At 63.6% G+C, this 22,315-nt stretch carries 23 protein-coding genes and 1 pseudogene; 15 read left to right on the forward strand and 9 right to left on the reverse strand.

The features are described from left to right. Window positions 1-364: 364 nt before the first annotated feature. Window positions 365-1,531 (reverse strand): cytochrome P450, encoded by a 1,167-nt coding sequence (locus tag I6F20_RS11315; RefSeq protein WP_225126224.1) that lies wholly within the window; start codon window positions 1,529-1,531, stop codon window positions 365-367. A gap of 653 nt (window positions 1,532-2,184) precedes the next feature. Between I6F20_RS11315 and I6F20_RS11320 the strand changes: the two genes are divergently transcribed. Next, entirely contained in the window at window positions 2,185-3,297 is a 1,113-nt protein-coding gene (locus tag I6F20_RS11320) for a helix-turn-helix transcriptional regulator (RefSeq protein WP_109142562.1), read from the forward strand. 127 nt (window positions 3,298-3,424) lie between these two features. Then, complete coding sequence (locus I6F20_RS11325; protein ID WP_050995847.1) at window positions 3,425-3,628, forward strand: hypothetical protein; 204 nt, start codon at window positions 3,425-3,427, stop codon at window positions 3,626-3,628. 49 nt (window positions 3,629-3,677) lie between these two features. Here the strand turns inward: I6F20_RS11325 and I6F20_RS11330 are convergent, their stop codons facing one another. After that, the gene (locus tag I6F20_RS11330) at window positions 3,678-4,061 is read right to left on the reverse strand and encodes a hypothetical protein (RefSeq protein ID WP_225126226.1); all 384 of its coding nucleotides are present in this window, start codon (window positions 4,059-4,061) and stop codon (window positions 3,678-3,680) included. A 290-nt stretch (window positions 4,062-4,351) separates the two neighbouring features. Between I6F20_RS11330 and I6F20_RS11335 the strand changes: the two genes are divergently transcribed. From I6F20_RS11335 to I6F20_RS11345, 3 genes are read left to right on the forward strand one after another with little or no spacing between them, the layout of a single operon-like run. Beyond that, the gene (locus tag I6F20_RS11335) at window positions 4,352-4,675 is read left to right on the forward strand and encodes a hypothetical protein (RefSeq protein WP_225126228.1); all 324 of its coding nucleotides are present in this window, start codon (window positions 4,352-4,354) and stop codon (window positions 4,673-4,675) included. 31 nt (window positions 4,676-4,706) lie between these two features. Continuing rightward, window positions 4,707-5,219, forward strand: a complete 513-nt coding sequence (locus I6F20_RS11340; RefSeq protein ID WP_225126229.1) for a tetratricopeptide repeat protein — start codon at window positions 4,707-4,709, stop codon at window positions 5,217-5,219. Window positions 5,220-5,229: 10 nt separating this feature from the next. Beyond that, on the forward strand, window positions 5,230-5,610 hold the full coding sequence (locus I6F20_RS11345; protein WP_225126231.1) for a tetratricopeptide repeat protein: 381 nt from the start codon (window positions 5,230-5,232) through the stop codon (window positions 5,608-5,610). A gap of 66 nt (window positions 5,611-5,676) precedes the next feature. On the opposite strand, the gene I6F20_RS11350 is transcribed toward I6F20_RS11345, so the two are convergent. Together I6F20_RS11350 and I6F20_RS11355 are read right to left on the reverse strand one after the other, a co-directional pair. Further along, window positions 5,677-6,366 (reverse strand): hypothetical protein, encoded by a 690-nt coding sequence (locus tag I6F20_RS11350; protein WP_225126233.1) that lies wholly within the window; start codon window positions 6,364-6,366, stop codon window positions 5,677-5,679. A 133-nt stretch (window positions 6,367-6,499) separates the two neighbouring features. Next, window positions 6,500-7,275: pseudogene (locus I6F20_RS11355) on the reverse strand (helix-turn-helix transcriptional regulator). A gap of 561 nt (window positions 7,276-7,836) precedes the next feature. Between I6F20_RS11355 and I6F20_RS11360 the strand changes: the two are divergent. The 3 genes from I6F20_RS11360 to I6F20_RS11370 all read left to right on the forward strand — a co-directional run bounded on the left by I6F20_RS11360 (window position 7,837) and on the right by I6F20_RS11370 (window position 10,653). Continuing rightward, window positions 7,837-8,742 (forward strand): LysR family transcriptional regulator, encoded by a 906-nt coding sequence (locus tag I6F20_RS11360; RefSeq protein WP_225114793.1) that lies wholly within the window; start codon window positions 7,837-7,839, stop codon window positions 8,740-8,742. 157 nt (window positions 8,743-8,899) lie between these two features. Beyond that, complete coding sequence (locus tag I6F20_RS11365) at window positions 8,900-10,174, forward strand: SDR family oxidoreductase (protein WP_225126235.1); 1,275 nt, start codon at window positions 8,900-8,902, stop codon at window positions 10,172-10,174. Further along, window positions 10,174-10,653, forward strand: a complete 480-nt coding sequence (locus tag I6F20_RS11370; RefSeq protein ID WP_225126236.1) for a DUF2269 family protein — start codon at window positions 10,174-10,176, stop codon at window positions 10,651-10,653. The genes I6F20_RS11365 and I6F20_RS11370 overlap by 1 nt, the downstream gene beginning before the upstream one ends. 84 nt (window positions 10,654-10,737) lie before the next feature. On the opposite strand, the gene I6F20_RS11375 is transcribed toward I6F20_RS11370, so the two are convergent. The 5 genes from I6F20_RS11375 to I6F20_RS11395 all read right to left on the reverse strand — a co-directional run bounded on the left by I6F20_RS11375 (window position 10,738) and on the right by I6F20_RS11395 (window position 14,992). After that, the gene (locus I6F20_RS11375) at window positions 10,738-11,472 is read right to left on the reverse strand and encodes a hypothetical protein (protein WP_225126238.1); all 735 of its coding nucleotides are present in this window, start codon (window positions 11,470-11,472) and stop codon (window positions 10,738-10,740) included. Then, a complete protein-coding gene (locus I6F20_RS11380) occupies window positions 11,469-11,885 on the reverse strand; it encodes a phage holin family protein (RefSeq protein WP_036022122.1) in 417 nt (138 codons plus the stop codon). The genes I6F20_RS11375 and I6F20_RS11380 overlap by 4 nt, the downstream gene beginning before the upstream one ends. After that, entirely contained in the window at window positions 11,882-12,559 is a 678-nt protein-coding gene (locus I6F20_RS11385; protein ID WP_036022119.1) for a hypothetical protein, read from the reverse strand. The genes I6F20_RS11380 and I6F20_RS11385 overlap by 4 nt, the downstream gene beginning before the upstream one ends. A gap of 11 nt (window positions 12,560-12,570) precedes the next feature. Beyond that, window positions 12,571-13,530, reverse strand: a complete 960-nt coding sequence (locus I6F20_RS11390) for a DUF3618 domain-containing protein (RefSeq protein WP_225126240.1) — start codon at window positions 13,528-13,530, stop codon at window positions 12,571-12,573. A 256-nt stretch (window positions 13,531-13,786) separates the two neighbouring features. After that, window positions 13,787-14,992: an LLM class flavin-dependent oxidoreductase gene (locus I6F20_RS11395; protein ID WP_225126243.1), complete on the reverse strand. Its 1,206-nt coding sequence runs from the start codon at window positions 14,990-14,992 to the stop codon at window positions 13,787-13,789. 230 nt (window positions 14,993-15,222) lie between these two features. Here I6F20_RS11395 and napE point away from each other — a divergent pair, with 230 nt between their 5' ends. The 7 genes from napE (at window position 15,223) to I6F20_RS11430 (ending at window position 22,270) form a co-directional block, all read left to right on the forward strand. Then, window positions 15,223-15,408 (forward strand): periplasmic nitrate reductase, NapE protein, encoded by a 186-nt coding sequence (gene napE / locus I6F20_RS11400; protein WP_018318384.1) that lies wholly within the window; start codon window positions 15,223-15,225, stop codon window positions 15,406-15,408. Window positions 15,409-15,434: 26 nt separating this feature from the next. After that, on the forward strand, window positions 15,435-15,749 hold the full coding sequence (locus tag I6F20_RS11405; protein ID WP_035998976.1) for a chaperone NapD: 315 nt from the start codon (window positions 15,435-15,437) through the stop codon (window positions 15,747-15,749). 16 nt (window positions 15,750-15,765) lie between these two features. Further along, window positions 15,766-18,279, forward strand: coding sequence for a nitrate reductase catalytic subunit NapA (napA, locus tag I6F20_RS11410; RefSeq protein WP_225126246.1), 2,514 nt, complete (start codon window positions 15,766-15,768; stop codon window positions 18,277-18,279). Next, window positions 18,276-18,746 carry a nitrate reductase cytochrome c-type subunit gene (locus tag I6F20_RS11415; RefSeq protein WP_035998936.1) on the forward strand — a complete coding sequence of 157 codons (471 nt, stop codon included), beginning with the start codon at window positions 18,276-18,278 and terminating at the stop codon, window positions 18,744-18,746. The genes napA and I6F20_RS11415 overlap by 4 nt, the downstream gene beginning before the upstream one ends. Next, a complete protein-coding gene (locus tag I6F20_RS11420) occupies window positions 18,743-19,396 on the forward strand; it encodes a NapC/NirT family cytochrome c (RefSeq protein WP_035998932.1) in 654 nt (217 codons plus the stop codon). The genes I6F20_RS11415 and I6F20_RS11420 overlap by 4 nt, the downstream gene beginning before the upstream one ends. A gap of 266 nt (window positions 19,397-19,662) precedes the next feature. Then, a complete protein-coding gene (locus I6F20_RS11425) occupies window positions 19,663-20,778 on the forward strand; it encodes an ATP-dependent DNA helicase (RefSeq protein WP_035998929.1) in 1,116 nt (371 codons plus the stop codon). Window positions 20,779-20,935: 157 nt separating this feature from the next. Next, window positions 20,936-22,270: an alpha/beta hydrolase family protein gene (locus I6F20_RS11430; protein ID WP_225126248.1), complete on the forward strand. Its 1,335-nt coding sequence runs from the start codon at window positions 20,936-20,938 to the stop codon at window positions 22,268-22,270. Window positions 22,271-22,315 lie beyond the last annotated feature (45 nt).

Raw genomic sequence — 22,315 nt, forward strand, 5'->3', positions numbered from 1 at the left:
AATTTTTCTGCACGCGAATGTGAGGGCTCCACGGATTTGGTCGAGCCCGGACCGGCGGAACATAAAAAGTCGCAAAACAACCCCATGCACAGTAGCCGGGCGTGCGAAAACAACGACTTACGTATTATCCGAAGTGCGGTTGACTCGTCGGGCAAAACAGCGGCAGAATGGCATGATTTCGTAGTGGGTGCCGAGGCGCGGAGCTCCCTCCACCCTCTCGCCGTCATTCCCCGCGAAGGCGGGGAATCCAGTACGCCGCGGCCCGGCGATTCAACCACAACTGTCTCGGAGTACTGGATCGCCCGGTCAAGCCGGGCGATGACACCGAACGTGTGACGGGCGACGTGCCACGAGCACCACCGGCCTATCGCTCCCACCTCACCGGCAGATTCTGCAGCCCGCGGAAGGCCCAGCCGCCGATCCGCACCTCTTCGTCCTCGGCAAGCTCGATGCGCGAGGCGCGCGCGAACAATGTCGGCAGCGCGACGTCGGCGATCATGGCGCGCGAGGCGAAGGCGCCGGCGCAGAAATGCGGGCCGGCGCCGAAGGCGACGCTCTTGGAGGTGTCGCGCCGCACGTCGAACTGATCGGCGCGCTCGAAATGCTTTTCGTCGCGGTTGGCGGAGCCGAACATCAGGAATACGCGTTCGTCGAGCTCGAACGACACATCGCGAATGGTCCAGGGTTTTGCGATGCGGCGCGGCGACATGCCGATCGGCGAGATCCAGCGGGCATATTCCTCGAAGGCCTGCAGCCACGACACCTCGCCGCGCAGGACCAGATCGAGCTGGTCGGGATGGGTCAGCAGCGCCCAGACCGTGCCGGCGATCGCCTTGCGCGGCTCGTTCTGGCCGCCGGAGATGGCGAGCTTGACGTTGGCGCGCACGCTCTCCATCGCCATGTCCGAGGCGAGCAGCACGCCCAAAATGCTCTGGTCGAGATGCTTGCGCATCACCGGCAGAATGTCGTCGATCGCGGCGTCGATGCCCGCGGTTGCCGCATGGCAGCGCGCCTCGACCTCAGGGTCGCCGGCATAATTGGCGATGCCCTCGATCATGCCCTGCGACCACGCGTCCATGTCCTGAAAGCCGATATTGGTGAGGCCGGTGATCGACTTCAGGCATTCGCCGGAGAACGGCAGCGCGAAGTCGTGCATCAGATCGATCCGGCCCGGTTCAAGCGAAGCGATGATGCGATCCGCATGGGACTGGAACTGTGCGGTCCAGTAGCCCTTCACCGTCTTCGGTGAGACCGTCGGAAACATCGCCCGGCGCTCGACGAGATGCGCCTCGCCATCCTTGCGCATCATGTTGTGGCCCATCAGCCGGTTCATCAGGCCGGCGGGCTGGTGCGAGGAGAACACGTCGATCTGCTTCTCCGAGATCGAGATGTCGTCGCGGCTCGTCAGCAGCGTTGAGCCGAGCTGCGGCACGAAGGCGATCGGCGCCTCCTTCCGCATCTTGGCGAGCATCGGATAGGGGTCGGCCCAGAAGGCAGCCGGGTCGATCTCGATGCGCGGCGCGGTGCTCAAGCTTCGCTCCCTTGTCGTCTCCTCGATACCGAGGCTAGCGCCTTTCAGTTGCCGCCGTCTGTCCCCATGGATTGGGACAGGCGGGCCAAAAGCTGCCTTTGTCTGCTTTCAACTCAGATGGCAGCTCCGGCCAGCAAGAAAGCGCCGCCAAGCGCGACCATCACAAGTCCAGGCCAGTTCGATTTGACGCTGAAGCCGCTACCGGGCCTTTCAGGCTCCAGCGTGTCACGTCCGGAGCGAAGCCACTTCCCACCGCTGAATCGACCTCGCCAAATGGGCTGAAACGCCATTTGGAATAGGCCGCCGAAAACAAGGAGCACTCCAAGCCATATGAGGATCATGCTCGCCTCCTCTATCCGCGAACGCCGATAGGTTGATGCGCCGAGAACGGTGGTCCATCAGCGCTGCCCCCGGCTTACGGAATCAGACCGACCTTGGAAAGCCGCCGGGATAACCTCTGACCTGTCAAATAGTTGATATTTGGACATGATTTCTGCTAGGCGTCCATCCGGGCCAGCTTGGGAAATAGTAGCAATTGGTTCCGCCGAAGCGGATTGGTATCAAGAGCCTTGGCGGGCGAAGCATGAAGGCTGCTGCAGAATGCACGCCGCCCGTCTGAAAGATCGGTCGAATCTGATGGGTCCAGCGCAGCAATGACGGGCATCGATTTCGAGCAGATCGTGGACCGCATCCACGAGGCAGCGACCGTTCCAGAGCTCTGGCCTGATGTCCTGGAGAGGATCGCTCATGCCGCGGGCGCCTATGGCATGGTCATGATCACCTCGGACTCCGATCAGTGGTCCGGTGTCTGGAACGGTGTCGTGACGTCGCCGTCGATCCGCGAAGCGTTCTCGGCGTTCCTGCGTGGCGACCTCTCCAGCCGGACGGAGACGACCCCGCGACTCCTGGCGCTCGATCACCCCGGCTTCGTCGGCGAGCACGAGGCATTTTCGCTGGAGGAATGGGAGCGCGATCCCTATCGGGTGGAATGGAACAAGAAGTGGGGCTTCGAGCACGCTTGTGCGACGGCGGTCCGCAGCCCGTCCGGTGAGATCATCGTCTTCCACATGGAAAGACTGGCCGGCCGCCCCGCCTTTTCGCGGCAGGATCTCGATTTTCTCGACCGCTTTCGCCCCCATCTCGCGCGGGCGGCTTTGCTGTCGACACGCTGGCGCCTCACCCGGATGCGGGCGGCAACCGAGGCGCTGTCGCTGGTCGGCTTGCCGGCCCTCGCGATCACGCGCTCCGGGCGGGTTCTGACCGCCAACGCCTTGATCGAAGCCATGACCGACCTTCTGCAATGGTTGCCGAAGGACCGGATCGCGATCAAGGACCGGGCGGCCGACACCCTGCTGCGCGCCGGCCTCGCCCAACTCGATGCGCCGGACAAGGCCGTGTGCTCCTTCGCCGCGCGTCGCGCCAGCGATCTCGATCGGGTGGTGCTTCATCTGGTTTCGATGCCGGGCGAGGCCCGCGACCTCTTCGATGGAGCGGTTGGCCTCCTCATCGCGACGCCGGTCACCGCCTCACAGGCCCCCAGCCTCGCCCTCATTCGCGGCCTGTTCGACCTCACCCCGAGCGAGGCGCGCGTTGCGCGCGGAATTGCGCAAGGACAGACGATCGGCGATATCGCGGCGCATCACGGGCTCAGCCGCGAAACCATCCGCACGCAGGTCAAGGCCGTCCTCGCCAAGACGGGAACGCGGAACCAGAAGAGCGCAGCTGCCCTCTTCGGTGCGATCCCCAAATTACCGCTGAGAGATTGACGCCAGACTTGTCCGGTGGCCTGCCCCGGCAGGGGCAAGCTTCGCTTCACCCAAATGGGTGAAGACACAGGCCGGCGCTCCGGGTTCAACTTCGCCCAAATTGGATGTCTGGCGAGAAGCGGCGGCAATGGCGGGACCGGAATTTCCGATCTTCGAAGTGACCCTGGCGCAGCGCAGGCGCAGGACATGGAGCTGGAGCGTCTGCACCATTCAAGGCGCGGTGGTGATGCAGGGCCGGGAAGCCAGTCGACCCGCAGCAAAGTACCAGGCCGAGAGAGCGCTGTTCATGCTGCTGCTCACCGCGCCCTATCGTTCCCGACTTTCCGCATAGGAAGGGGCTCCTCGAGCGCTGCAGGGTTGCCAGTGTGCGGGACAGCAAGCTAAGCGTCGGTCGGCGAGCGACCATGCGTCAGCCAATGGTCGATCTGCCAGGTCTCGTAACCGAGCAATTCGCCGAAGCGCCGTTCTCGATCATCGGACCAGGCGCCGGGCTCGTTCAGCAGCGCAAGCATGGCGTCAATCCGCCACTCGTGACCGGGCAATGTGTAGAACAGCATCCGATATTCGAGCTGCGGCGCCCCAGGACATGGCTCGATCAGCTCGCGCTTCGTCAGGCGGCCTTCAGCGACATGCCGGTCGAACATGCGCCAATACCGAATACAGATGTCCGGCTCCTGGCCGACGATATCCATGAAATATGCGAGGGGCTTGGTGCCCCGGAGCATCAGGCCGAGCTCTCTGTTGGTGTGAACCAGATAGGGCACTTGACAACGCCGTTTGGAATGCATGTCGAGCATGTTGGCGACGCAACGTTAATTTCCGCTGAGGGACCCCGCGCGAACGTCCTGAGCGAAAGGCAACGACGGCTTCCGGCTCAATCCGGACAATTGCAACGAATTTCACGGTGTGCCCTCGTGACGGTGGGCGTCATGATGGCCAAGGCGTCCAGCAAAGAAACGGCTAACCACGTTGCAACGACCGCATGCGCGAGAGCATGGAGGAGAAATCAACTCATGATAGTATCGGCCTTGTCAGCCGACCAAAGGGAACTGCCGTGACTGAAATGACCAAGCTTCGATCTCGACTTCTGTTGATTGCCTTGTGGGTCAGTCTCGTCGGAGCTCTCGTCGTTTTCTTTGCGTTCGCCAACACACCAGGCGGAAGCGGTGGTTCATCCTGGGTCTTTAATCTGATCGTGTCTTGGTTGCCGTTCCTGGTGCTGGTGGGCGCCTGGCTATGGTACTCGCGCACGATCCGGCGCTCATCATCCGGGGCGAGCTGGGTCGATCTATACGAGCAGCAGGTCGCGGAAAACAGGCGAACCAATGCATTGCTGGAGAGGATCGCGACCGCTCTGGAAAAGCCGTCTCCTGGTTAGCGCGAACACCGGGCATCGCGGGGACGAAGTCATGCGCTCGGGCATTGCCGCCCACATCCTGCTGGTTGTTCTGGCACTCGCAGCCGCCGTCGTCAGCCGGCCAGCGGCTGCCGACGATCGACAAGTCTGTTTGGAACGGACGAAGGAAGCCTCTGCCGAGATCATCGCTGCCTGCACACGCGCGATCCAGAGCGGAGACTACAACGGCGAAGACCTGTCGAGTTTGTATCATGCGCGTGGCTGTTCCTGGCCATGGACAAGCTTCGCCGATCGCGATGACCGCGCCCTGGAAGATTTCACCGCGGCGATCCGGGTAAACCCGAAAGCTGGCGGCTCACTGCTCAACCGGTCGCACATCTACAACCAACGGCACGACCACGACCGGGCAATAGCCGACGTCGACCAGGCATTCGAAGCCGGCCTGTCAGACCATGGAAAGCGAGTCGGATACGGCGAGCGCGGCTACGCCTATCAAAGGAAAGGGGACAACGACCGCGCCCATTGCCGACTATACCGCCACCATCCAGCTGAATGCGAACAATAGCTTCGCTCTCATGGCCCGGGGCAACGCCTATTTTGCCAAAGGCGATTTTGACCGTGCCATTGCCGACTACAACCGGGTGATCGCAGTTGATCCCGAATATGCCCACGACTATGCCGCCTACGGCAGCCGCGCGATTGCGTACCTGCGCAAGGGCGACCTCCGCCAGGCCTTCGCGGACGTCGACCGGAAGCAGGCGCTATCCTGGCTCGCTGCCGGCGTCTTTCTGGCAGCGCTGATCTGGCTTTGTTGCCGAGGGGGCGCACGGGCGTTCGGATGGCGGTCTGGACGAACGATCATCGAGATGTGCGAACAGCAGCTGGTCGACTTGCGGCACACAAACGCCGCCCTGGAGAAAATCGCGGCGGCTGTCGAGAAGCGATCGTCGGGTTAGCTCGGGTTCGCCGGACGTTTGGCCCCGCCGACGTGTGCTAACTTCCGGAATGACCGTTAGCGCTCGTCACCGCGCCAAAACACCAGCTAAGCGGCGTGTGAACCGGTGGAATGCATGGCGTAGGCCTATCACTCTGAACACGAGACCTATGGCCCATTCCGGCGTTCCCAGATGACGGAGCGCCTCGACGCTCCCCTGCTCCATAGTCAGCCGCATATTTTCGTCGCTATAGTATGTGCCTTCGTCACGACACAAATCGAGCCTCTGCGCAATCTCTTCGTGCAAGGCATCAACGTCCGTCAGATGGCGGGCAAAGTCGAGCTCTCTTCTGGCGCAGATCCGTTCGATCCGGGAGCGGGCGGCCTCGTCGTAGTGGATCCCCCAGTTCTCAAGCCGTGCATGGGTCGCCTCATGAACGATAGCGGACGCGATCCATTCGATCGTCGTGGTTTCGGAAGCAACGACGCGTGGGTCAAGCAGGCAGGCGTTCAGGGAATGCTGATAACAGCCTGCGCCGTGTGGAACCAGCTGCACCCAGATTCGAGAAAGGCTCTTCTTGACCCGCTGGTAATGAAGCGGGGCCGACCGTTCAATCAGCCGAAGCGCGGCTTCAACGCGTTGCAGAGCCAGCTCGGGATCATCCGATAGAGTTCCGATCCAAAGGCCATCGATCATGCGGCCTTTCGAAAGCCACAGCTGGATTCTATCGACAAGCGGAGGTTTCACCGAGGAGCCGCGAGATATGGTGGCCAGCATCTCTTTCGCCCAACCTAGCGTATCTCCCAACTGATACAGGGACTCCACTTCGGCGGGTTTAACGAATTCATTCGAACATATCGATTTTTCGGGCACCTCCGCTTTTGGTCAACAGATCGCGGACCAATGTCCCCTAGTTCAGGCCGCGCGGACCCGTCAGCAGGCGCAGCACGATCGCAAACAATTCGCTCTGCGAGGAGATGCCGAGCCGCTCATAGGCGCGCTTGCGGTAGGTCAGGATCGAATGCAGCCTGATGCCGAGCGCCTGCGAAATCGCCTCCGAGCTGAAGCCTCCGAGGATATGGCGGCAGACCTCCTGCTCGCGCAGGGTGAGCGCGGAGAGCGGCTTGCGCGACGCGAACAGGGACGCAAGATCGGACGTCGGCTTCTCCTGGAAATGGCGTGCGACGCTGGCTGCGATCGCCGGTGCGATCGCCCCGAGCCGCTCGCGCTGGGCGGCGCTGAAGCGGCCCTGCGCGGCGATCCGTAGAAGTTGACGTAGAAGCAGGTGTCACCGGTCCAGATCGCGGTCGCACATTTGTCGACGATGCCGGAATCCTGGAAGAAGATCTTGCGGTAGCGCGCGCCGTACATGCGCGGCGCGAAGCGAGGCAGCATGATCGGCGCGCCGCCCTCGCCTTCGAACAGCGCATCGCGGTTGGGATCCGTTTCGTGGAACTGGCCGGCATAGGCGGCGCCGAGATCGCCGCCGATCGGGATGTTGCCGGCATCGAGCAGGCAGCTTGCCGCGCCGGCCCGGCTCAACGCGAACACCATGCAATGGCCGACATCGGCCTGCCGGCGCAACGTGTCGATGAGCACATCGGGAAAATCGGAGCGGCCGATGGCGAGCACCGCGGGCGTGACATCGCCGGCCGACGGATGAAAGGTTATCCCGTTGGGTCGCACCGTATTCCTCCGCAAGACGTTCTTTTGCGAGAGGATAGCAGCAACGGAATCTTACCGGAAGCACTCACGAGCACCGCCGCCCTGAGCCGCTCGGCTGTTGCAGACGCCATTGGCGGGTCTCACGCTGCGCCTCGCCCTTCGAACGGCATCGTCGCGATTTTCTCAGATGAGGCTGATACGATGGCCCACCGAGTCACTTCACCCTGTGCCTGAAAGCAATCTCGCGCAGATGACTGAAAAACTTTGAGAGCCGCTTCAAGCGCTCACTGACCAGCGCGCAAAGAAGCATCAGCCACGTTGCGAGCGCGACACACCACAACAGAAATTCCAATGCTGCGGGCATGAGGGCACCTTTCGAAACGAGTTGCGAAACAAAGGCGGGGCACTAAAGCTCGTTGAAAAACGCGAGCGCTGCGTCTGCGTTGTCAGCCTTTATGGCCTCTCGCGCTGCCGCGATCATGATCGCCTCCGCTGCCGACCGCATTAGAAGGCTATTACGACCTCCTGAATTGCACTAGAATTAATGCTGAAAGTCACAATTCCATCTTTAGGAATGATCCGATGGACAGGCTCGATGAACTTGCGACATTCGTCGCGATAGTTGAGGTTGGAAGTCTGGTAGGCGCAGCAAAGCGATTGAAGCGTTCGCCTCCCGCGGTCACTCGCGCGCTTGCGGCCCTCGAGGAAAGGGTCGGAAGACGATTGGTGGAGCGAACAACCCGCCGCCTTGCACCGACGGATGCCGGACGCCACTTTGCTGAGCGCGCCCGCGAGCTGGTCAACGGCTACTCGACCGTCATGAGCAGGCTTGTCGAGACGGAGGGGGCTCCGCTGCACGGTATCCTGCGAATAGCCGCTCCCACCATCTTCGGACGCCGTCATGTCGCTCCGATCGTATCGAGCTTCCTTGACGCTCATCCGGCGATCCGTATCGAGCTCGTCATGGGCGAAAGATCGCTCGACCTGATCAGTGAAGGCATCGATGTTGCGGTCAGGATAGGTCAGCCGCGCGACTCGCGCCTCGTCGTCAGATCAGTGGGGTCGGTCCGTCGCGTCCTGGTCGCCAGCCCTTCCTACTTGCGCAGGCAACCTGAGCTTCGACATCCGCGAGACATACCGAAGCACGATGTCGTGTTCTTTTCCGGATTTGCGGGGCCGACCGAACTGCGTTTTCAGAATCGAGGTCGCTTGCACACGGTTCGCATGATGCCGCGCCTCATGACGACAGATCTCGACACGGTCATTGCCGCCGTGACATCGGGCCAAGGCATCGCTCGACTGTTATCCTATCAGGTCGAAGCCGAGATTTCGTCAGGCAAGCTCGTGCGTCTTCTTCCGGCCTATGAGCCGCCGGCCGTACCGGTTCAAGTCGTGATTCCCGGTTCCCGGCGCACCGCACCGGCTGTGAGGGCATTCGCGGATCACGCCGCTGCGTCGCTCCGTACCCTTTCGATCATCCGCCATTGACTTCAAGGGAGCTGCGCGGGGCGGGGTGTCCGGTTCTCTGCCTGCAGCCAAACCCATCAGTTCCCCCGCGAGGAACGATTGCAGCCCCGCTTTATTGGTCCGTATCTTCAAGGCTTGATCAGGGCGTTGCCCAGGCCGCTCATCGAAGGATCAGTCGATGCGCATCCTTCTCGTCGGGGCTACAGGACTTATCGGATCGGCGATCCACGCCAGGCTGTCCGCCGAAGGACATGACTGCATCTTGGTGTCGCGTCATCCCGCGGCGGCGCACGATCCTCGCCACGTCGCGCTCGACGTCGCCCGGACCACCGATGTGTCGAAATGGAAGGGCCTTCTCGCCGGCGTCGATGCCGTGATCAATGCAGCGGGTGCGCTGCAGGGACAGGACATGCAAGGCGTTCATGTCGCCGGCAGCGCGGCACTCTATGCGGCCTGCGAGACCGCCGGGGTCCGCAGGGTCATCCTGTTCTCGGCAATCGGCAGCAATGTCGATGCGCTCAGCGATTTTTCCCGCACCAAGCGCGAGGGCGAAGCCGCCTTGATGGCGCGGGAGCTCGATTGGGTGGTGCTGCGGCCTTCTGTCGTGGTCGGCCGGCCCGCCTATGGTGGCAGCGCGCTGCTGCGCGGGCTGGCGGCGCTGCCGGTTCTGCCGGTCATGCCGGACACGGCGGCGATTCAACCGGTGCATCTCGACGACGTCGTTGAGACCGTGCTGTTCTTCCTGCAGCCCGGCGCGCCTTCACGGGTCGCGGTCGATCTGGCCGGCCCGCGGCGGATCGCCTTCAGCGATGCGGTCGCGCTGTTTCGCGCCTGGCTGCGCTGGCGCCCGGCCTATCGCCTGCAGCTGCCGCGCTGGGCGGCTTCAATTGCCTATCGTGCGGGCGACGTTGCGCAGATGCTGGGATGGCCAACGCCCCTCAACACGACGGCACAGGCGGAAATGCGCCGCGGTGCGACCGGCGATCCCGAGCCCTGGCGTCGATTGACCGGCACTCCACCGCGCGATCTCGAAGTCGCGCTCGCACGCGAGCCTGCGTCGGTGCAGGAACGCTGGTTTGCACAGCTGTATGCGCTCAAGCCGCTGATCTTTGGCGTCTTCGGCGCGTTCTGGATCGCCACCGGCATCATCTCGCTGAGCGCGGGCTGGAATATCGGCATGTCGTTGCTGCTTGAAGGCGGGCTGCAAGGGAACGTCGCGGCGCTCGTCGTCACCGCGGGCGCGCTCGCCGACATCGTCATCGGCATCGCCATTCTCTGGCGGCCTCTGAGCCGCTACGGACTCTGGGCCGCACTGATCATCTCGCTCACCTATGCCGTGATCGGCACCATCCTGGTGCCGCGACTGTGGGCCGATCCGCTGGGACCGATGCTGAAGATCTGGCCGGTGATCATGCTCAACCTGGTCGCCATGGCCATCCGCGAGGATCGCTGATGCTCTACTTCCTCGTGAAGATGGCGCACATCATCGGCGCTGCCGTGCTGCTCGGCACCGGGGCCGGCATCGCCTTCTTCATGCTGGTGGCGCATCTGCGCGGCGACCCGCGCGAGATCGCGGGCGTCGCGCGGACGGTGGTGCTGGCCGACTTCCTGTTCACGGCGAGTGCCGTGATCCTGCAGCCGATCACCGGGACATGGCTCGCCTGGTCGAGCGGGTATTCCCTCGGCGACGGCTGGGTGGCGGCGTCGATTGCACTGTATCTCGTGATCGGCGCCTTCTGGCTGCCGGTGGTGTGGATGCAGATGCAAATGCGCGATCTCGCCGTCGCAGCGGTCGCGAGCAACGGCAAGCTGCCCGCCCGCTATCACCGTCTGTTCTGGTGGTGGTTCGCCTTCGGCTTTCCGGCGTTCGCGGCCGTGCTGATGATCTTCTGGCTGATGATCGCCCGTCCGGCCATTCCATACTGGGATTAGGTTCGCCTTCAGGACAACCCACCTGCCTGATCACCCAACCAGAGCGAGGCGCGTGGCCAGCGCACCCCGCTCTCCGTCGCCTCACTACGGAGCCTTCACCTCGGCGCGGGCAGCTGCCGCGGCGTCCATCCCGGCCTGCTTGACTCGGTCCACAATCTCGGCGCCGGTATCGCTGATTTCCGAGACAACCGTGTCCGAGGCTTCACGCAGGGCCTGCGAGACCGCACCGGCGCGCCGGTTCAGGTCAGCCTTCACGTCGTCGCTGACGTCTCCGATGTACTGGTTCTCGATCTCGGAGGCGCGGAACGCGCCCGCCACGGCCGCACCAATTGCGATGCCCACGACCCCTAGCACGAGCGGTTGCCGCTCCAGCATGTCCGCCAGTGACGACTTCGCACTCGCCATGGTGTCCTTGTTCGGAAGCGCATTGCCCAGCTTGCTGAATTGCTCCTGCGCGAAGGCGACGCCCTCGTCGAAACGATCCCGGACGCCCTCGGCGGCCTGCGACATAGTATCGGAAGCGGCGGCGGTCGCGCCACGCAGGGTCTCCCCGACCCCTTGCGAGCCGTCGTTGTCCATTTCGGGGGCGGTCGGCGGCGCGACGGTCCGCTTGATCGCGGATGCTGCCGACCTGAAACCACTCGTCCCAATATCGGCAACGGGTTCGACAGCCTCGGCAGCGGAACGCGCCACAGTCTTCAGCCTCTGGTCTCCGGCCAACAGCCAAAGCGCGCCGCCTCCGATGAGGGCTGCGGCGAGCGGATTGTCCCTGGCGGCCGTTACCAGATTGTCGATAAAGCTGATCTTTGTGCTGGTCATCGCACCATTCCCTTCACGGTGTCCTTGTCTTTTTCCAGCTGGCCGATCGTTTCGCGGGGAGCCAGCTGACGCATATCAAGCCGGTTCATGCCCATGGCCACCAGCGCGGCGGCGATGGCCGCAGCGATGACTGCCGATGTCAGATATGACAGTGGCTGCGACCATCCTGCGGAGATCAATGCGGCCGAGAGGGCAAACAAGGCCATGACGATGGCCGGGATCACCAGAACGGCGCCGCCTACGATCAAGCCGACGGCGCCGCCGATCTTCTGGAGCTTCTCGCCAACTTCTGCCTTTGCCAGGTCGATCTCGTTCTGGAACAGCTTGGCGAACTGCGACATGGCATCGCCGAGCAGCGTCGAGATTTCCCTGAACTCGCTTTTGCTGGTTTTGATATCGCGCTCGATGCTCATGGTAACGTGCTGCCCTGGAAGGATGAGGATTGTTGCGTATGGGGGTTACGGGTCCCGGACTCCCGATTCCAGTTTTGCTCTCCCGCCGAAAACGGTCTCCCGCCCGACGTTTGCCCGCTCCCCGACGTGCTGCCGGGGGTGTTGCGCTGCCCTTGGGATGACGACTGTCCGCCCGATGCCTTCAGGAAGCGAACGGCCGCGAAGCCAGCCAGCACCGATATGCCAAGAAAGGCGGCCGGCTGACGTTTGGCGAAATCGGTCGCGCCTGCGACAAGATCTCGGAAGCTTCCGTCCCGAATCTTCTGGGCGGCATCCTCGACATAGTCCGCCGCCGAACCGATGCCGCGTGCGGCGAACGGTACGTCGCTCTCGAAAGCCCGTCCGGCCTCGCGGATGTTGGCCGCGAGGCGCTCGACGAAATCGGCGCCCGATCGCTGCTGTTCGCGCGCCTGGCTCTGAATCTGGTCCATGGTTCCGTCCGCGACGCCCTTTGCTGCATCCGCGGCCTCGCCGAACTTGTCTCGCGCGACGTCGGCCGATGCCCGGAACGCATCGCCGGCGCGCTGCTTCATCTCCGCTCCGGCATCGCCGATCTGCTCTTTCATGTCCTTCGCGGTGCCCTTGTCCTGGTTCTTTGTGAACTGCTTCACGTTCTGCGGGTCCAAATCGCTCATGATGGTTTCCTTCAGGTGTTGGTTTGAGAGGGGCTAAAGGCAGCTTTGACCACGTCGTCCGCAGCCTCCTTCAGAGTGTCCGCCATGTTCTGCGTCATGCGGCTGGCATGGGTGCCGAGATCAGCATCGGCGACCCTTTGCACCGCAGCATCGGCCGCCGACGTGGTGGCGTCTTTCGCGGCCTCGAACCCGGATTGCGCCGCGGCGGCAGCAGCCTGCTTCACCCCGTCGCTCGTCCGGCCCATAACCTTAGCTTCGACCTTGGTCTCGGGAAGAGCAGCCGCAATGATGGCGCCGATCGCGATGCCCAGGCCGCCGATGAGCGCAGCATTGTCGCCAATGGCCTGCCGGGCCTGGTCAGGCGCGCTCGCGGCGGCATCCCTGGTTGCATTCATGCCACTCTTGAGCTTTTCACTCGCAAAACTGGCAGCACGCGCCGCGCTCTCCCGCAGATCAGCGGCAATGCCGGCGGCCTTCTCCTGCGCGTCATCAGCCATGCCAGCGGTTCGGCTTTGCGCGGAGGACAGCGTCTCCTTGGCATCACCCTGCATCGCCCGTGCGCCCTCGGCCACCCCCTCAAGCATGTGCCCGGCTTTGTCCAAGACCGGGCCGGTGACGTCTGCAGCACGATCGCGCACCGTCTTCGAGGTCAGGGCGAGTCCTGCGCCGATCATGAGAAGTGGCAACGGCGTACCTCGCACCAACCGAAGCAACGGAACGCCCACTGCGGCGCCCGCGGCCACTGCGCCCATCGGGTTGTCCATGATCTGTTGCTTGAGCCCTTCGACCCAGCTCTGGGTCTTGTGGCTGACGTATTCGGTGACTTCGGATTTGATGTGCTGCGGCGAGACTTTGTGGCGAATGTCCTCGGCGGTGTCCGATATCTGCTCCTTCAACCGTCCGACCGTTGCCGCCAGCTCCGCGCGGCTACGCTCGGACTCCCGTCTCAATTCCTCCACGGATCGTGTCATCGCGTTACCCTCTTGCTTTGTTTCTTGGATTTGAGGTCGAACTCACGCTGTGTTGAATCGTTCCTCGCGCCGCTTGGGCGCTTGCTGGGACGACGATATGCGTGAAGCAGCGCAACGGCGCGCGACCTCGGCCGCCTAGCCATTACTGGATGCGGAAGGGTTCGAAAGGTCTGCTCCGGGTCAAAACGCCGCACTGATGCGCGGCTCACCGCACCGGCTTCAGCGCCAGGAAGCAGGACCTGTCGTTGCTTACAGGCTACCCCGCCGCCGCCTTCGCGGGGGCCACGTTGATCGCCAGCTTGCCGTAGCGATCGGTGAAGGCCTCGGTATCGATCTCTTCCAGCTCGATCTCGCCGCTCATCACCCCCTGCTTCCAGGCCGCCTGCGCCGGATCGTTTTGGAACTCCGGCATCACCTCGCTGCCGAACAGCTCCAGCGATTCGCAGATATGTTCGTGGCTGTTCTTGCCGGCCTGGTTGAGCAGGATGACCTGGTCGATGTGCGAGGACTGGAAGCGCCTCAGCTTCTTGCGGATCGTGTCGGGTGAGCCGATCAGGCCGCCACGCAGCGCCGCCTCCTGGGCTTGCGGATTGTCGCGCTTCCACTTGTTGTACTCGTCCCACATGTTGACGGTGTAGGGCGCGGGGCGCTGGCGGTTCTGCGCGGCGCCGTAGAAGCGCAGCGCGAACTGGAAGAAGGTGGCGCCGTCGGCGCGGGCACGCGCCTCCTCGTCGGTCTTGGCGCACATGAAGAACGAGACCAGCGCCATGTTCGGGTTGATTTCGTAGTCGGCGAGCTTGTGCAGCCGCTTGGTGATCGCGTTGTAATAGGCGTGCACCCAGGCGTGCGCGGCATCGGCGCTGACGAACTGGAAGCCGAGCGCACCGAAGCCGTGGCGGCCGGCACGTTCGATGGTCGGCAGCTGCGAGCAGGCCATCCACAGCGGCGGGTGCGGCTTCTGCACCGGCTTGGGCACGACATTGCGCAAGGGGATGTCGAAATATTTGCCGTGATGCTCTGAGCCTGCGTCCTTAAACATCGGGAAGATGGACGCGACCGCCTCCTCGAACACCTCCTTCTTGGTCTCCATGTCGCGGCCGAACGGCTCCAGCTCGGTGATCGAGGCGCTCTCGCCCATGCCGAACTCGCAGCGGCCGTTGCTGAGCAAATCCAGCACTGCGACGCGCTCGGCAACCCGCGCCGGATGATTGGTGGTGAGCTGGAGGATGCCGTGGCCGAGCCGGATGTTCTTGGTGCGCTGGCTTGCGGCAGCCAGGAACGATTCCGGCGAGGGCGAGTGCGAATATTCTTCGAGGAAGTGATGCTCGACCACCCAGGCATGGTCGTAGCCGAGCTTGTCGGCGAGCTCCATCTGCGAGAGCGCATTCTGATAAAGGGCGAGTTCGTCGCCGGCCGCCCAGGGCCGCGGCAGCTGCAGCTCGTAGAAGATGCCGAACTTCATGGCGTCGCTCTCCCGCTTATTGTTGTTAACGGCATCTTAATGCGCGAGGCGACGCTGTCTACGGATGCGCAATTCCGCCACGTGGGAGACGATCCATCCTCCGGCGCAGCGAGAAGCAGCCAACCGACATTGATCCAAATCAACGCGCTGTCGGGTGGAACGTATCTAAAGTGCAGCAAGGCGACGGCCCGGATGCCGTCACGATTCCCCACAGCTTCTAGAGACCGAATATGTCGGCCCCTGACGACACGACGTCGCGCGTGCGCCGTAAGCGCATGGAGATTTTCGCCTTCCTGTTCCTGACCGCGATCGTGATGCCCGTGCTCGCGGTCGGGACCGTCGGCAGTTACGGCCTTGGCGTCTGGATCTACCAGATGTTCGCCGGCCCTCCCGGCCCGCCGCCCTCCCCGCATTGACCGGCAACCAGCGAAAGACAGGCATCATGGCTCACGCCACACTCAACCGCCGCGCCTTGATCACCGGCCGGATGCTCAGCGCCGACCGCGTCATCGCGCCGCCGGGCGCCGAGATCGCCAGCATCATCGTGCAGGCGCGGCCCGAGCGCCTTGCCGAACTGGAAGCGGAGATCGCAGCGCTTCCCGGCTGCGAGATTCATGCCCGCGACGCGCGCGGAAAGCTCGTCGTCGTGGCTGAAGCGGCGGATGCCGGCAGCCTTGGCACCATGCTCAACACCATCCAGTCGCTGCCGAACGTCTATTCCGCAGCGCTCGTCTTCCACGCCATTGAAACCGCCTGAGTCAGGAAGAGCCATCATGACATCGCCGAAGCTCGACCGCCGCCAGATGCTCAAGCTCGAGGCCGCCGCGATCGCCGCGGCCGCCGCCGGCCTGCCGGCACCGGCGCTCGCCGCCAACCTCGCCGCCGAGCGGAAGGAGAGCGAATTGAAATGGGACAAGGCCGCCTGCCGCTTCTGCGGCACAGGCTGCTCGGTGATGGTCGCGACCAAGGACAACCGCGTCGTCGCCACCCATGGCGACATCAAGGCCGAGGTCAATCGCGGCCTCAACTGCGTCAAGGGCTACTTCCTCTCCAAGATCATGTACGGCCATGACCGGCTGACGCAGCCGATGCTGCGCAAGACGGGCGGCAAGTACGACAAGAACGGCGAGTTCACGCCCGTCACCTGGACCGAAGCCTTCGACATCATGGAGCTGAAGTGGAAGGAGGCGATCAAGAAGCGCGGCCCCAACGGCGTCGCCATGTTCGGCTCCGGCCAGTGGACGATCTGGGAAGGCTATGCCGCCGTCAAGCTATTCAAGGCCGGCTTCCGCACCAACAACATCGACCCAAACGCCCGGCACTGCATGGCCTCGGCGGTCGCCGGCATGATGCGCACCTTCGGCATCGACGAGCCGGCCGGCTGCTACGACGACATCGAGGCCACCGATGCCTTCGTGCTGTGGGGCTCCAACATGGCGGAGATGCATCCGATCCTGTGGACGCGCATCGCCGACCGTCGGCTGTCCGCACCGCATGTCCGCGTCGCCGTGCTCTCCACCTTCGAGCACCGCTCGTTCGACCTCGCCGACATCGGCATGGTGTTCAAGCCGCACACCGACCTGTACATCCTCAACGCCATCGCCAACCACATCATCAAGACCGGTCGCGTCAACAAGGACTTCGTTGCCGCACATACCGTGTTCAAGCGCGGCCAGACCGACATCGGCTACGGCCTGCGGCCCGAGCATCCGCTGCAGAAGAAGGCGACGGGCGCGGCGAAACCCAACGACGCCACCGACATGAGCTATGACGAATTCGCCAAGTTCGTGTCGGAGTACACGCTGGAGAAAGCCGCCCAAATGTCGGGCGTGCCGCTGAACCGGCTCGAGGCGCTGGCCGAGTTGTATGCCGACCCGAAGACAAAAGTGGTCTCGTTCTGGACCATGGGCTTCAACCAGCACACCCGCGGCGTCTGGTGCAACAACCTCGTCTACAACATCCACCTTTTGACCGGAAAGATCTCCGCGCCCGGCAACAGCCCGTTCTCGCTGACCGGCCAGCCCTCGGCCTGCGGCACCGCGCGCGAGGTCGGCACCTTCTCGCACCGTCTGCCCGCGGACATGGTGGTGACCAACAAGAAGCATCGCGACCACACCGAGCAGATCTGGCAGCTGCCCGAAGGCACCATTCCCGACAAGCCGGGCGCGCACGCCGTGCTGCAAAGCCGGATGCTGAAGGACGGCCTGATCAACGCCTATTGGGTGCAGGTCAACAACAACCTGCAGGCCGGTCCCAACGTCAACGAGGAGATCTATCCAGGCTTCCGCAACCCCGACAATTTCATCGTGGTCTCCGATGCCTATCCAACCGTGACGGCGCTCGCCGCCGATCTGATCCTGCCCACCGCGATGTGGGTGGAGAAGGAAGGCGCCTACGGCAATGCCGAGCGGCGCACCCAGTTCTGGCACCAGCTCGTCCCCGCGCCGGGCGATTCGAAGTCGGATCTCTGGCAACTCATGGAGTTCTCCAAGCGCTTTAGAATCGAGGAGGTCTGGCCCGCGGAGCTGATCGCCAAGAAGCCGGAATATCGCGGCAAGACCCTGTTCGACGTGCTCTACAAGAATGGCCAGGTCGACAAATTCCCGGTCACCGATATCGAGCCGGGCTATGCCAACGACGAATCCAAGGCGTTCGGCTTCTACGTCCACAAGGGCCTGTTCGAGGAATATGCCCAGTTCGGCCGCGGCCATGGCCACGACCTCGCGTCGTTCGACACCTATCACCGGGAGCGCGGCCTGCGCTGGCCCGTCGTCAACGGCCAGGAGACCAAGTGGCGCTTCCGCGAAGGCAGCGACCCCTACGTCAAGCAGGGCACCAACGTGCAGTTCTACGGCCATGCCGACGGCAAGGCCCGCATCTTCGCGCTGCCCTACGAGCCGCCGGCGGAATCGCCCGATAACGAATATCCCTACTGGCTCTCCACCGGCCGCGTGCTGGAGCACTGGCATTCCGGCACCATGACGCGCCGCGTGCCCGAACTGTTCAAGGCTTTTCCAGAAGCGGTCTGCTTCATGCATCCGGACGATGCGCAGGAGGCGAAGCTGCGCCGCGGCGACGAGGTGAAGGTGGTCTCCCGCCGCGGCTTCATCCGCGCCCGCGTCGAGACGCGCGGCCGCGACCGGCCGCCGCGCGGCCTCGTCTTCGTGCCTTGGTTCGACGAATCCAAGCTGATCAACAAGGTGACGCTCGACGCCACCGATCCGATCTCGCTGCAGACCGACTTCAAAAAATGCGCCGTGCGCATCGAGCGGGTGAACATGTCATGATGAAACGATCCGCAATCATCCTGCTCGCCTTCGCGATCGCAGCGGGCACGAGCTCGCTGACGGCGCAGACGGTGACCTCCGGCCTGCGCGGCCCGACCCCGCTCAACGACGAGGGCCCGGCGCCGCCGATGCTGCCGAACCGCAACACCTCCGAGAAGGAGGTGCGCAACTATCCGGAGCAGCCGCCCGTCATCCCGCACAATATCGACGGCTACCAGGTCGACCTCAACGGCAACAAATGCCTGTCCTGCCATGCACGGGCGCGCACGGCGGAGTCGCAGGCGCCGATGGTGTCGATCACGCACTTCATGGATCGCGACGGCCAGTTCCTGGCCTCGGTCTCGCCGCGCCGCTTCTTCTGCACCGAATGCCACGTGCCGCAGAACACCGCCAATCCTCCGGTCAGCAACGATTTCACCGACATCGACACGCTGCTGTCACGCGCAAGCCCGGGTGGCCGCAGATGACGACGACTGCCGACGATCCCAACGCCGAGCTGAATGCCAAGCGCGGCGTCATCGCGCGCAGCCGGGCGTTCCTGCTCGAGCTGTGGCAGGTGCTGACCCGGCCGAGCTCGGTGTTCGCGCTCGGCACCCTGGTGCTGGCCGGTTTCGTCGCCGGCGTGATCTTCTGGGGCGGCTTCAACACCGCGCTGGAAATCACCAACACCGAGAAGTTCTGCACCGGCTGCCACGAGATGAAGGACAATGTCTACGCCGAGCTGAAGTCGACCGTCCACTTCACCAACCGCTCCGGCGTGCGCGCGACCTGCCCGGACTGCCACGTGCCGCACAACTGGACCGACAAGATCGCGCGAAAGATGCAGGCCTCCAAGGAGGTCTGGGGCAAGATCTTCGGCACGATCGACACCCGCGAGAAATTCCAGGATCACCGGCTCGAGCTCGCCGCGCACGAATGGGCGCGCTTCAAGGCCAACGACTCGCTGGAATGCCGCAACTGCCACAGCGCTGATTCCATGGACATCACCAAGCAATCGCCGCGGGCCTCGGTGGCGCACCAGCGCTTCCTCTTCACCAAGGAAAAGACCTGCATCGACTGCCACAAGGGCATCGCCCACCAGCTGCCCGACATGCGCGGCGTTCCCGGCTGGCAGTAGGGTTTGGCGACGCCTCAGTGAACGCCTCGTCCTTCGAGACGGCTGCTTCGCAGCCTCCTCAGGATGAGGCTCAACGGCATCTTGCCCGCCAAAAATGCCGCCGCGCACTCAGCCCTCATCCTGAGGGCCCGCCAAAGGCGGGCGTCTCGAAGGATGGCGGCCGAGAACGGACTTCAAATGCGACGGGCCCGCGCTTGAACCAGCGGGGCGAATGGTTAGTTTGGGGGAAGGCGAATCGCCTCATTCGCCGCTCCCTCAAGACAGACATGGCCACTTTCACCCCGCATCAGGATGCTGCGCTCAAGGCCGTCGGCGACTGGCTCAAGGCCAAGCCGGGACGGGGCGGCACGCCGCCGGTGTTCCGCCTGTTCGGCTTTGCCGGCACCGGCAAGACCACGCTGGCGCGGCACATTGCCGAGGGCGTCGACGGCGAGGTGAAGTTCGCCGCCTTCACCGGCAAGGCGGCCCTCGTCATGCGCAACAAGGGCTGCGACGGCGCCTCCACCATTCATTCGTTGATCTACCGCGCCCGCGAATCCGGCGAGGAGCAGCCGAGCTTCGAGCTGTGGGACGACGCGCCCGCCTCCAAGGCCAAGCTGATCGTGATCGACGAATGCTCGATGGTCGACGCCGAACTGGGGCGCGACCTGATGTCGTTCGACTGTCCCCTCCTCGTGCTGGGCGATCCCGCGCAGTTGCCGCCGATCCAGGGCGGCGGCTTCTTCACCAATTCCGAGCCGGACGCGATGCTGACAGAGGTGCATCGCCAGGCCCAGGACGATCCGATCGTGCGGATGTCGATGGACGTCCGCGAGGGACGCGAACTCGACATTGGCCGTTACGGCGAGAGCGAGGTCGTCTCGCGCAAGGAGCTCGATCCCGATCGCGTCATGGGCGCCGACCAGATCCTGGTCGGCCGCAACAACACGCGCCGCGCCTACAACATGCGGGTGCGCCAGCGCCAGAACATCGAGGACCAGTTCCCGGTCGCCGGCGACAAGCTGGTGTGCCTGCGCAACAACCGCAAGAAGGGCCTGTTCAATGGCGGCCTGTGGCGCGTCAAGTCGCGCAACACCTCGCGATCGAAATCGCGCATCCTCTCAATGCGGTTGTCGCCGGATGAGGATTTCGGTCACAAGGTGACCAAGGTCTCAGTGCGCGCCGATTGCTTCGAGGGCGGCGTCGAGCAGATCGCTTGGGAGCAGCGCAAGCCCTATGACGAGTTCGACTACGGCTACGTCCTGACCGTGCACAAATCGCAGGGCTCGCAATGGGACGACGTCGTGCTGTTCGACGAGAGCTTTGCGTTCCAGGATTCGCGGGCGCGGTGGCTCTATACCGGCATCACGCGTGCCGCGAAACGGCTGAGCGTGGTGGTATGAAGCTGCCGTAGCGCGGATGAGCGTAGCGATATCCGCCGCTTGTAGCTGCGCTCATCCGGGCCACGGACCCTCACAATGAGCAGCCACGACGAGGTGCGTTCACCGCCCGCTAGGCTTTGTGCTGTATCAGCTTGCGATCTGCCTCGGAGTGGAACGCATGACCTCGCGCGCGACAAAGCCTGACGACCTCGATCGCCGGCTCGATGATGTTGCAGTGAGCCGCCGGAGCTTCCTCAAGTCCGGAAGCGCGGCAGCGGGCCTTGCGCTCTCGACCACAATTCCGGAAACCGCTTTTGGCTTGCCGGCGCAGGTACGACGCACGGATGCGGGCAAGCCTGTGCGCGTCTCCAAGGAACGGCTCAATACGCTGGCCGCAAAGTTCTACGCCGTCTTCAACGAAGGCAATATCCTGCCAGCTGCCTTTCCCGAAAGATATGCGGCACGAAACGACGTGGAGCTGCGGCGCATCGTCACCTTCACGCGCATCCCGGATACCGGAGAACGCGTCAAGGTCAGCGGCCTGCTTGCGGTTCCGGTCGGCGCGCGCGGCACCTTGCCGCTCCTGTCATGGCAGCACGGCACGATCCTCTCCTTCGACCAGGTCCCGTCGAACCTGCTGCGGCTGAAGGACGAAAATTACGAGCTGCGCGACAAAGTCGATTCGATCGAGACCCTGTTCAATATCCAGCGCTTCGCCGGCAACGGCTATGCGGTCGTCGCGGCCGATTATGTCGGCAAGGGCCCTTATCGCAACGGTCGGAGCGAAGCCTATGCCGTGAAGGGCGCGACGGTGCAATGCTGCCTCGACATCCTGACGGCAGGGTTGCACGAATTGCGGACACTGAGCCTGCGCCAATCAAACCTGTTCCTGAACGGTTGGTCGCAAGGCGCCTTGAACACGCAGTGGCTGAAACAGGAGCTGCAGCGCCGCGGCATCAAGGTGCGGGCGACCGCCACACAGAGTCCGTTCAATGATCTCGCCGAGAGCTTTCACTATTGGACGAACCCCACGGCCTATATTCCGGCCTCGGAAACCTCCTACCCGATGCCGCCGGCCTGGATCACACCCTGCCTGATCGTCCTGCTCGGCAGCTATCGCCGCTACTACGGGCTGACCGACTTGTTCAAGACGGCGGTCAAGCCCCAATATCAAGCCTTCGCGGAGAAATACTGGTCCGATTACAGCCTCGAGGGCGAGATCGCGAAGAGCATTCCGCCCGCCGGCGATTTCCTGGTCGAAGGCTTCTTCGATCGCTTCACCAACGAGACCAACAGCGCATTGGGCGCCGCCTTGGTGGCAATGGTGCGACGTACTGGCAGTACGATTCCCCGATCAGATTTTACTACGGGCTGGCCGATGAGGCGCTGCATCCCCGGCTGGTGCGGCCCGCAATCGCCGCCGGCGGGCATTTCGCCGCGGGCGTCGCGGTCAATGGCGCAAGCCATCGCGGCACGTTCCTGTCGAGCCTCTATGGCGAAGCGGCCGTTCTGAACGGACACGCGACGGCGTTCGACTGGTTCAATTCGCTGGCGTGAG

This window comes from Bradyrhizobium sp. IC3123 (assembly GCF_020193625.1).
GTDB lineage: Bacteria > Pseudomonadota > Alphaproteobacteria > Rhizobiales > Xanthobacteraceae > Bradyrhizobium > Bradyrhizobium yuanmingense.

Coding starts and splice junctions, on each gene's coding strand:
- napA (WP_225126246.1), top strand. CDS start 15,766: ATGACATCGCCGAAGCTCGACCGCCGCCAGATGCTCAAGCTCGAGGCC.
- I6F20_RS11320 (WP_109142562.1), top strand. CDS start 2,185: ATGACGGGCATCGATTTCGAGCAGATCGTGGACCGCATCCACGAGGCA.
- I6F20_RS11370 (WP_225126236.1), top strand. CDS start 10,174: ATGCTCTACTTCCTCGTGAAGATGGCGCACATCATCGGCGCTGCCGTG.
- I6F20_RS11430 (WP_225126248.1), top strand. CDS start 20,936: ATGACCTCGCGCGCGACAAAGCCTGACGACCTCGATCGCCGGCTCGAT.
- I6F20_RS11395 (WP_225126243.1), bottom strand. CDS start 14,992: ATGAAGTTCGGCATCTTCTACGAGCTGCAGCTGCCGCGGCCCTGGGCG.
- I6F20_RS11360 (WP_225114793.1), top strand. CDS start 7,837: ATGGACAGGCTCGATGAACTTGCGACATTCGTCGCGATAGTTGAGGTT.
- I6F20_RS11340 (WP_225126229.1), top strand. CDS start 4,707: ATGCGCTCGGGCATTGCCGCCCACATCCTGCTGGTTGTTCTGGCACTC.
- I6F20_RS11375 (WP_225126238.1), bottom strand. CDS start 11,472: ATGACCAGCACAAAGATCAGCTTTATCGACAATCTGGTAACGGCCGCC.
- I6F20_RS11390 (WP_225126240.1), bottom strand. CDS start 13,530: ATGACACGATCCGTGGAGGAATTGAGACGGGAGTCCGAGCGTAGCCGC.
- I6F20_RS11405 (WP_035998976.1), top strand. CDS start 15,435: ATGGCTCACGCCACACTCAACCGCCGCGCCTTGATCACCGGCCGGATG.
- I6F20_RS11350 (WP_225126233.1), bottom strand. CDS start 6,366: ATGCTGGCCACCATATCTCGCGGCTCCTCGGTGAAACCTCCGCTTGTC.
- I6F20_RS11415 (WP_035998936.1), top strand. CDS start 18,276: ATGATGAAACGATCCGCAATCATCCTGCTCGCCTTCGCGATCGCAGCG.
- I6F20_RS11345 (WP_225126231.1), top strand. CDS start 5,230: ATGGCCCGGGGCAACGCCTATTTTGCCAAAGGCGATTTTGACCGTGCC.
- I6F20_RS11365 (WP_225126235.1), top strand. CDS start 8,900: ATGCGCATCCTTCTCGTCGGGGCTACAGGACTTATCGGATCGGCGATC.
- I6F20_RS11425 (WP_035998929.1), top strand. CDS start 19,663: ATGGCCACTTTCACCCCGCATCAGGATGCTGCGCTCAAGGCCGTCGGC.
- I6F20_RS11420 (WP_035998932.1), top strand. CDS start 18,743: ATGACGACGACTGCCGACGATCCCAACGCCGAGCTGAATGCCAAGCGC.
- I6F20_RS11380 (WP_036022122.1), bottom strand. CDS start 11,885: ATGAGCATCGAGCGCGATATCAAAACCAGCAAAAGCGAGTTCAGGGAA.
- I6F20_RS11385 (WP_036022119.1), bottom strand. CDS start 12,559: ATGAGCGATTTGGACCCGCAGAACGTGAAGCAGTTCACAAAGAACCAG.
- napE (WP_018318384.1), top strand. CDS start 15,223: ATGTCGGCCCCTGACGACACGACGTCGCGCGTGCGCCGTAAGCGCATG.
- I6F20_RS11325 (WP_050995847.1), top strand. CDS start 3,425: ATGGCGGGACCGGAATTTCCGATCTTCGAAGTGACCCTGGCGCAGCGC.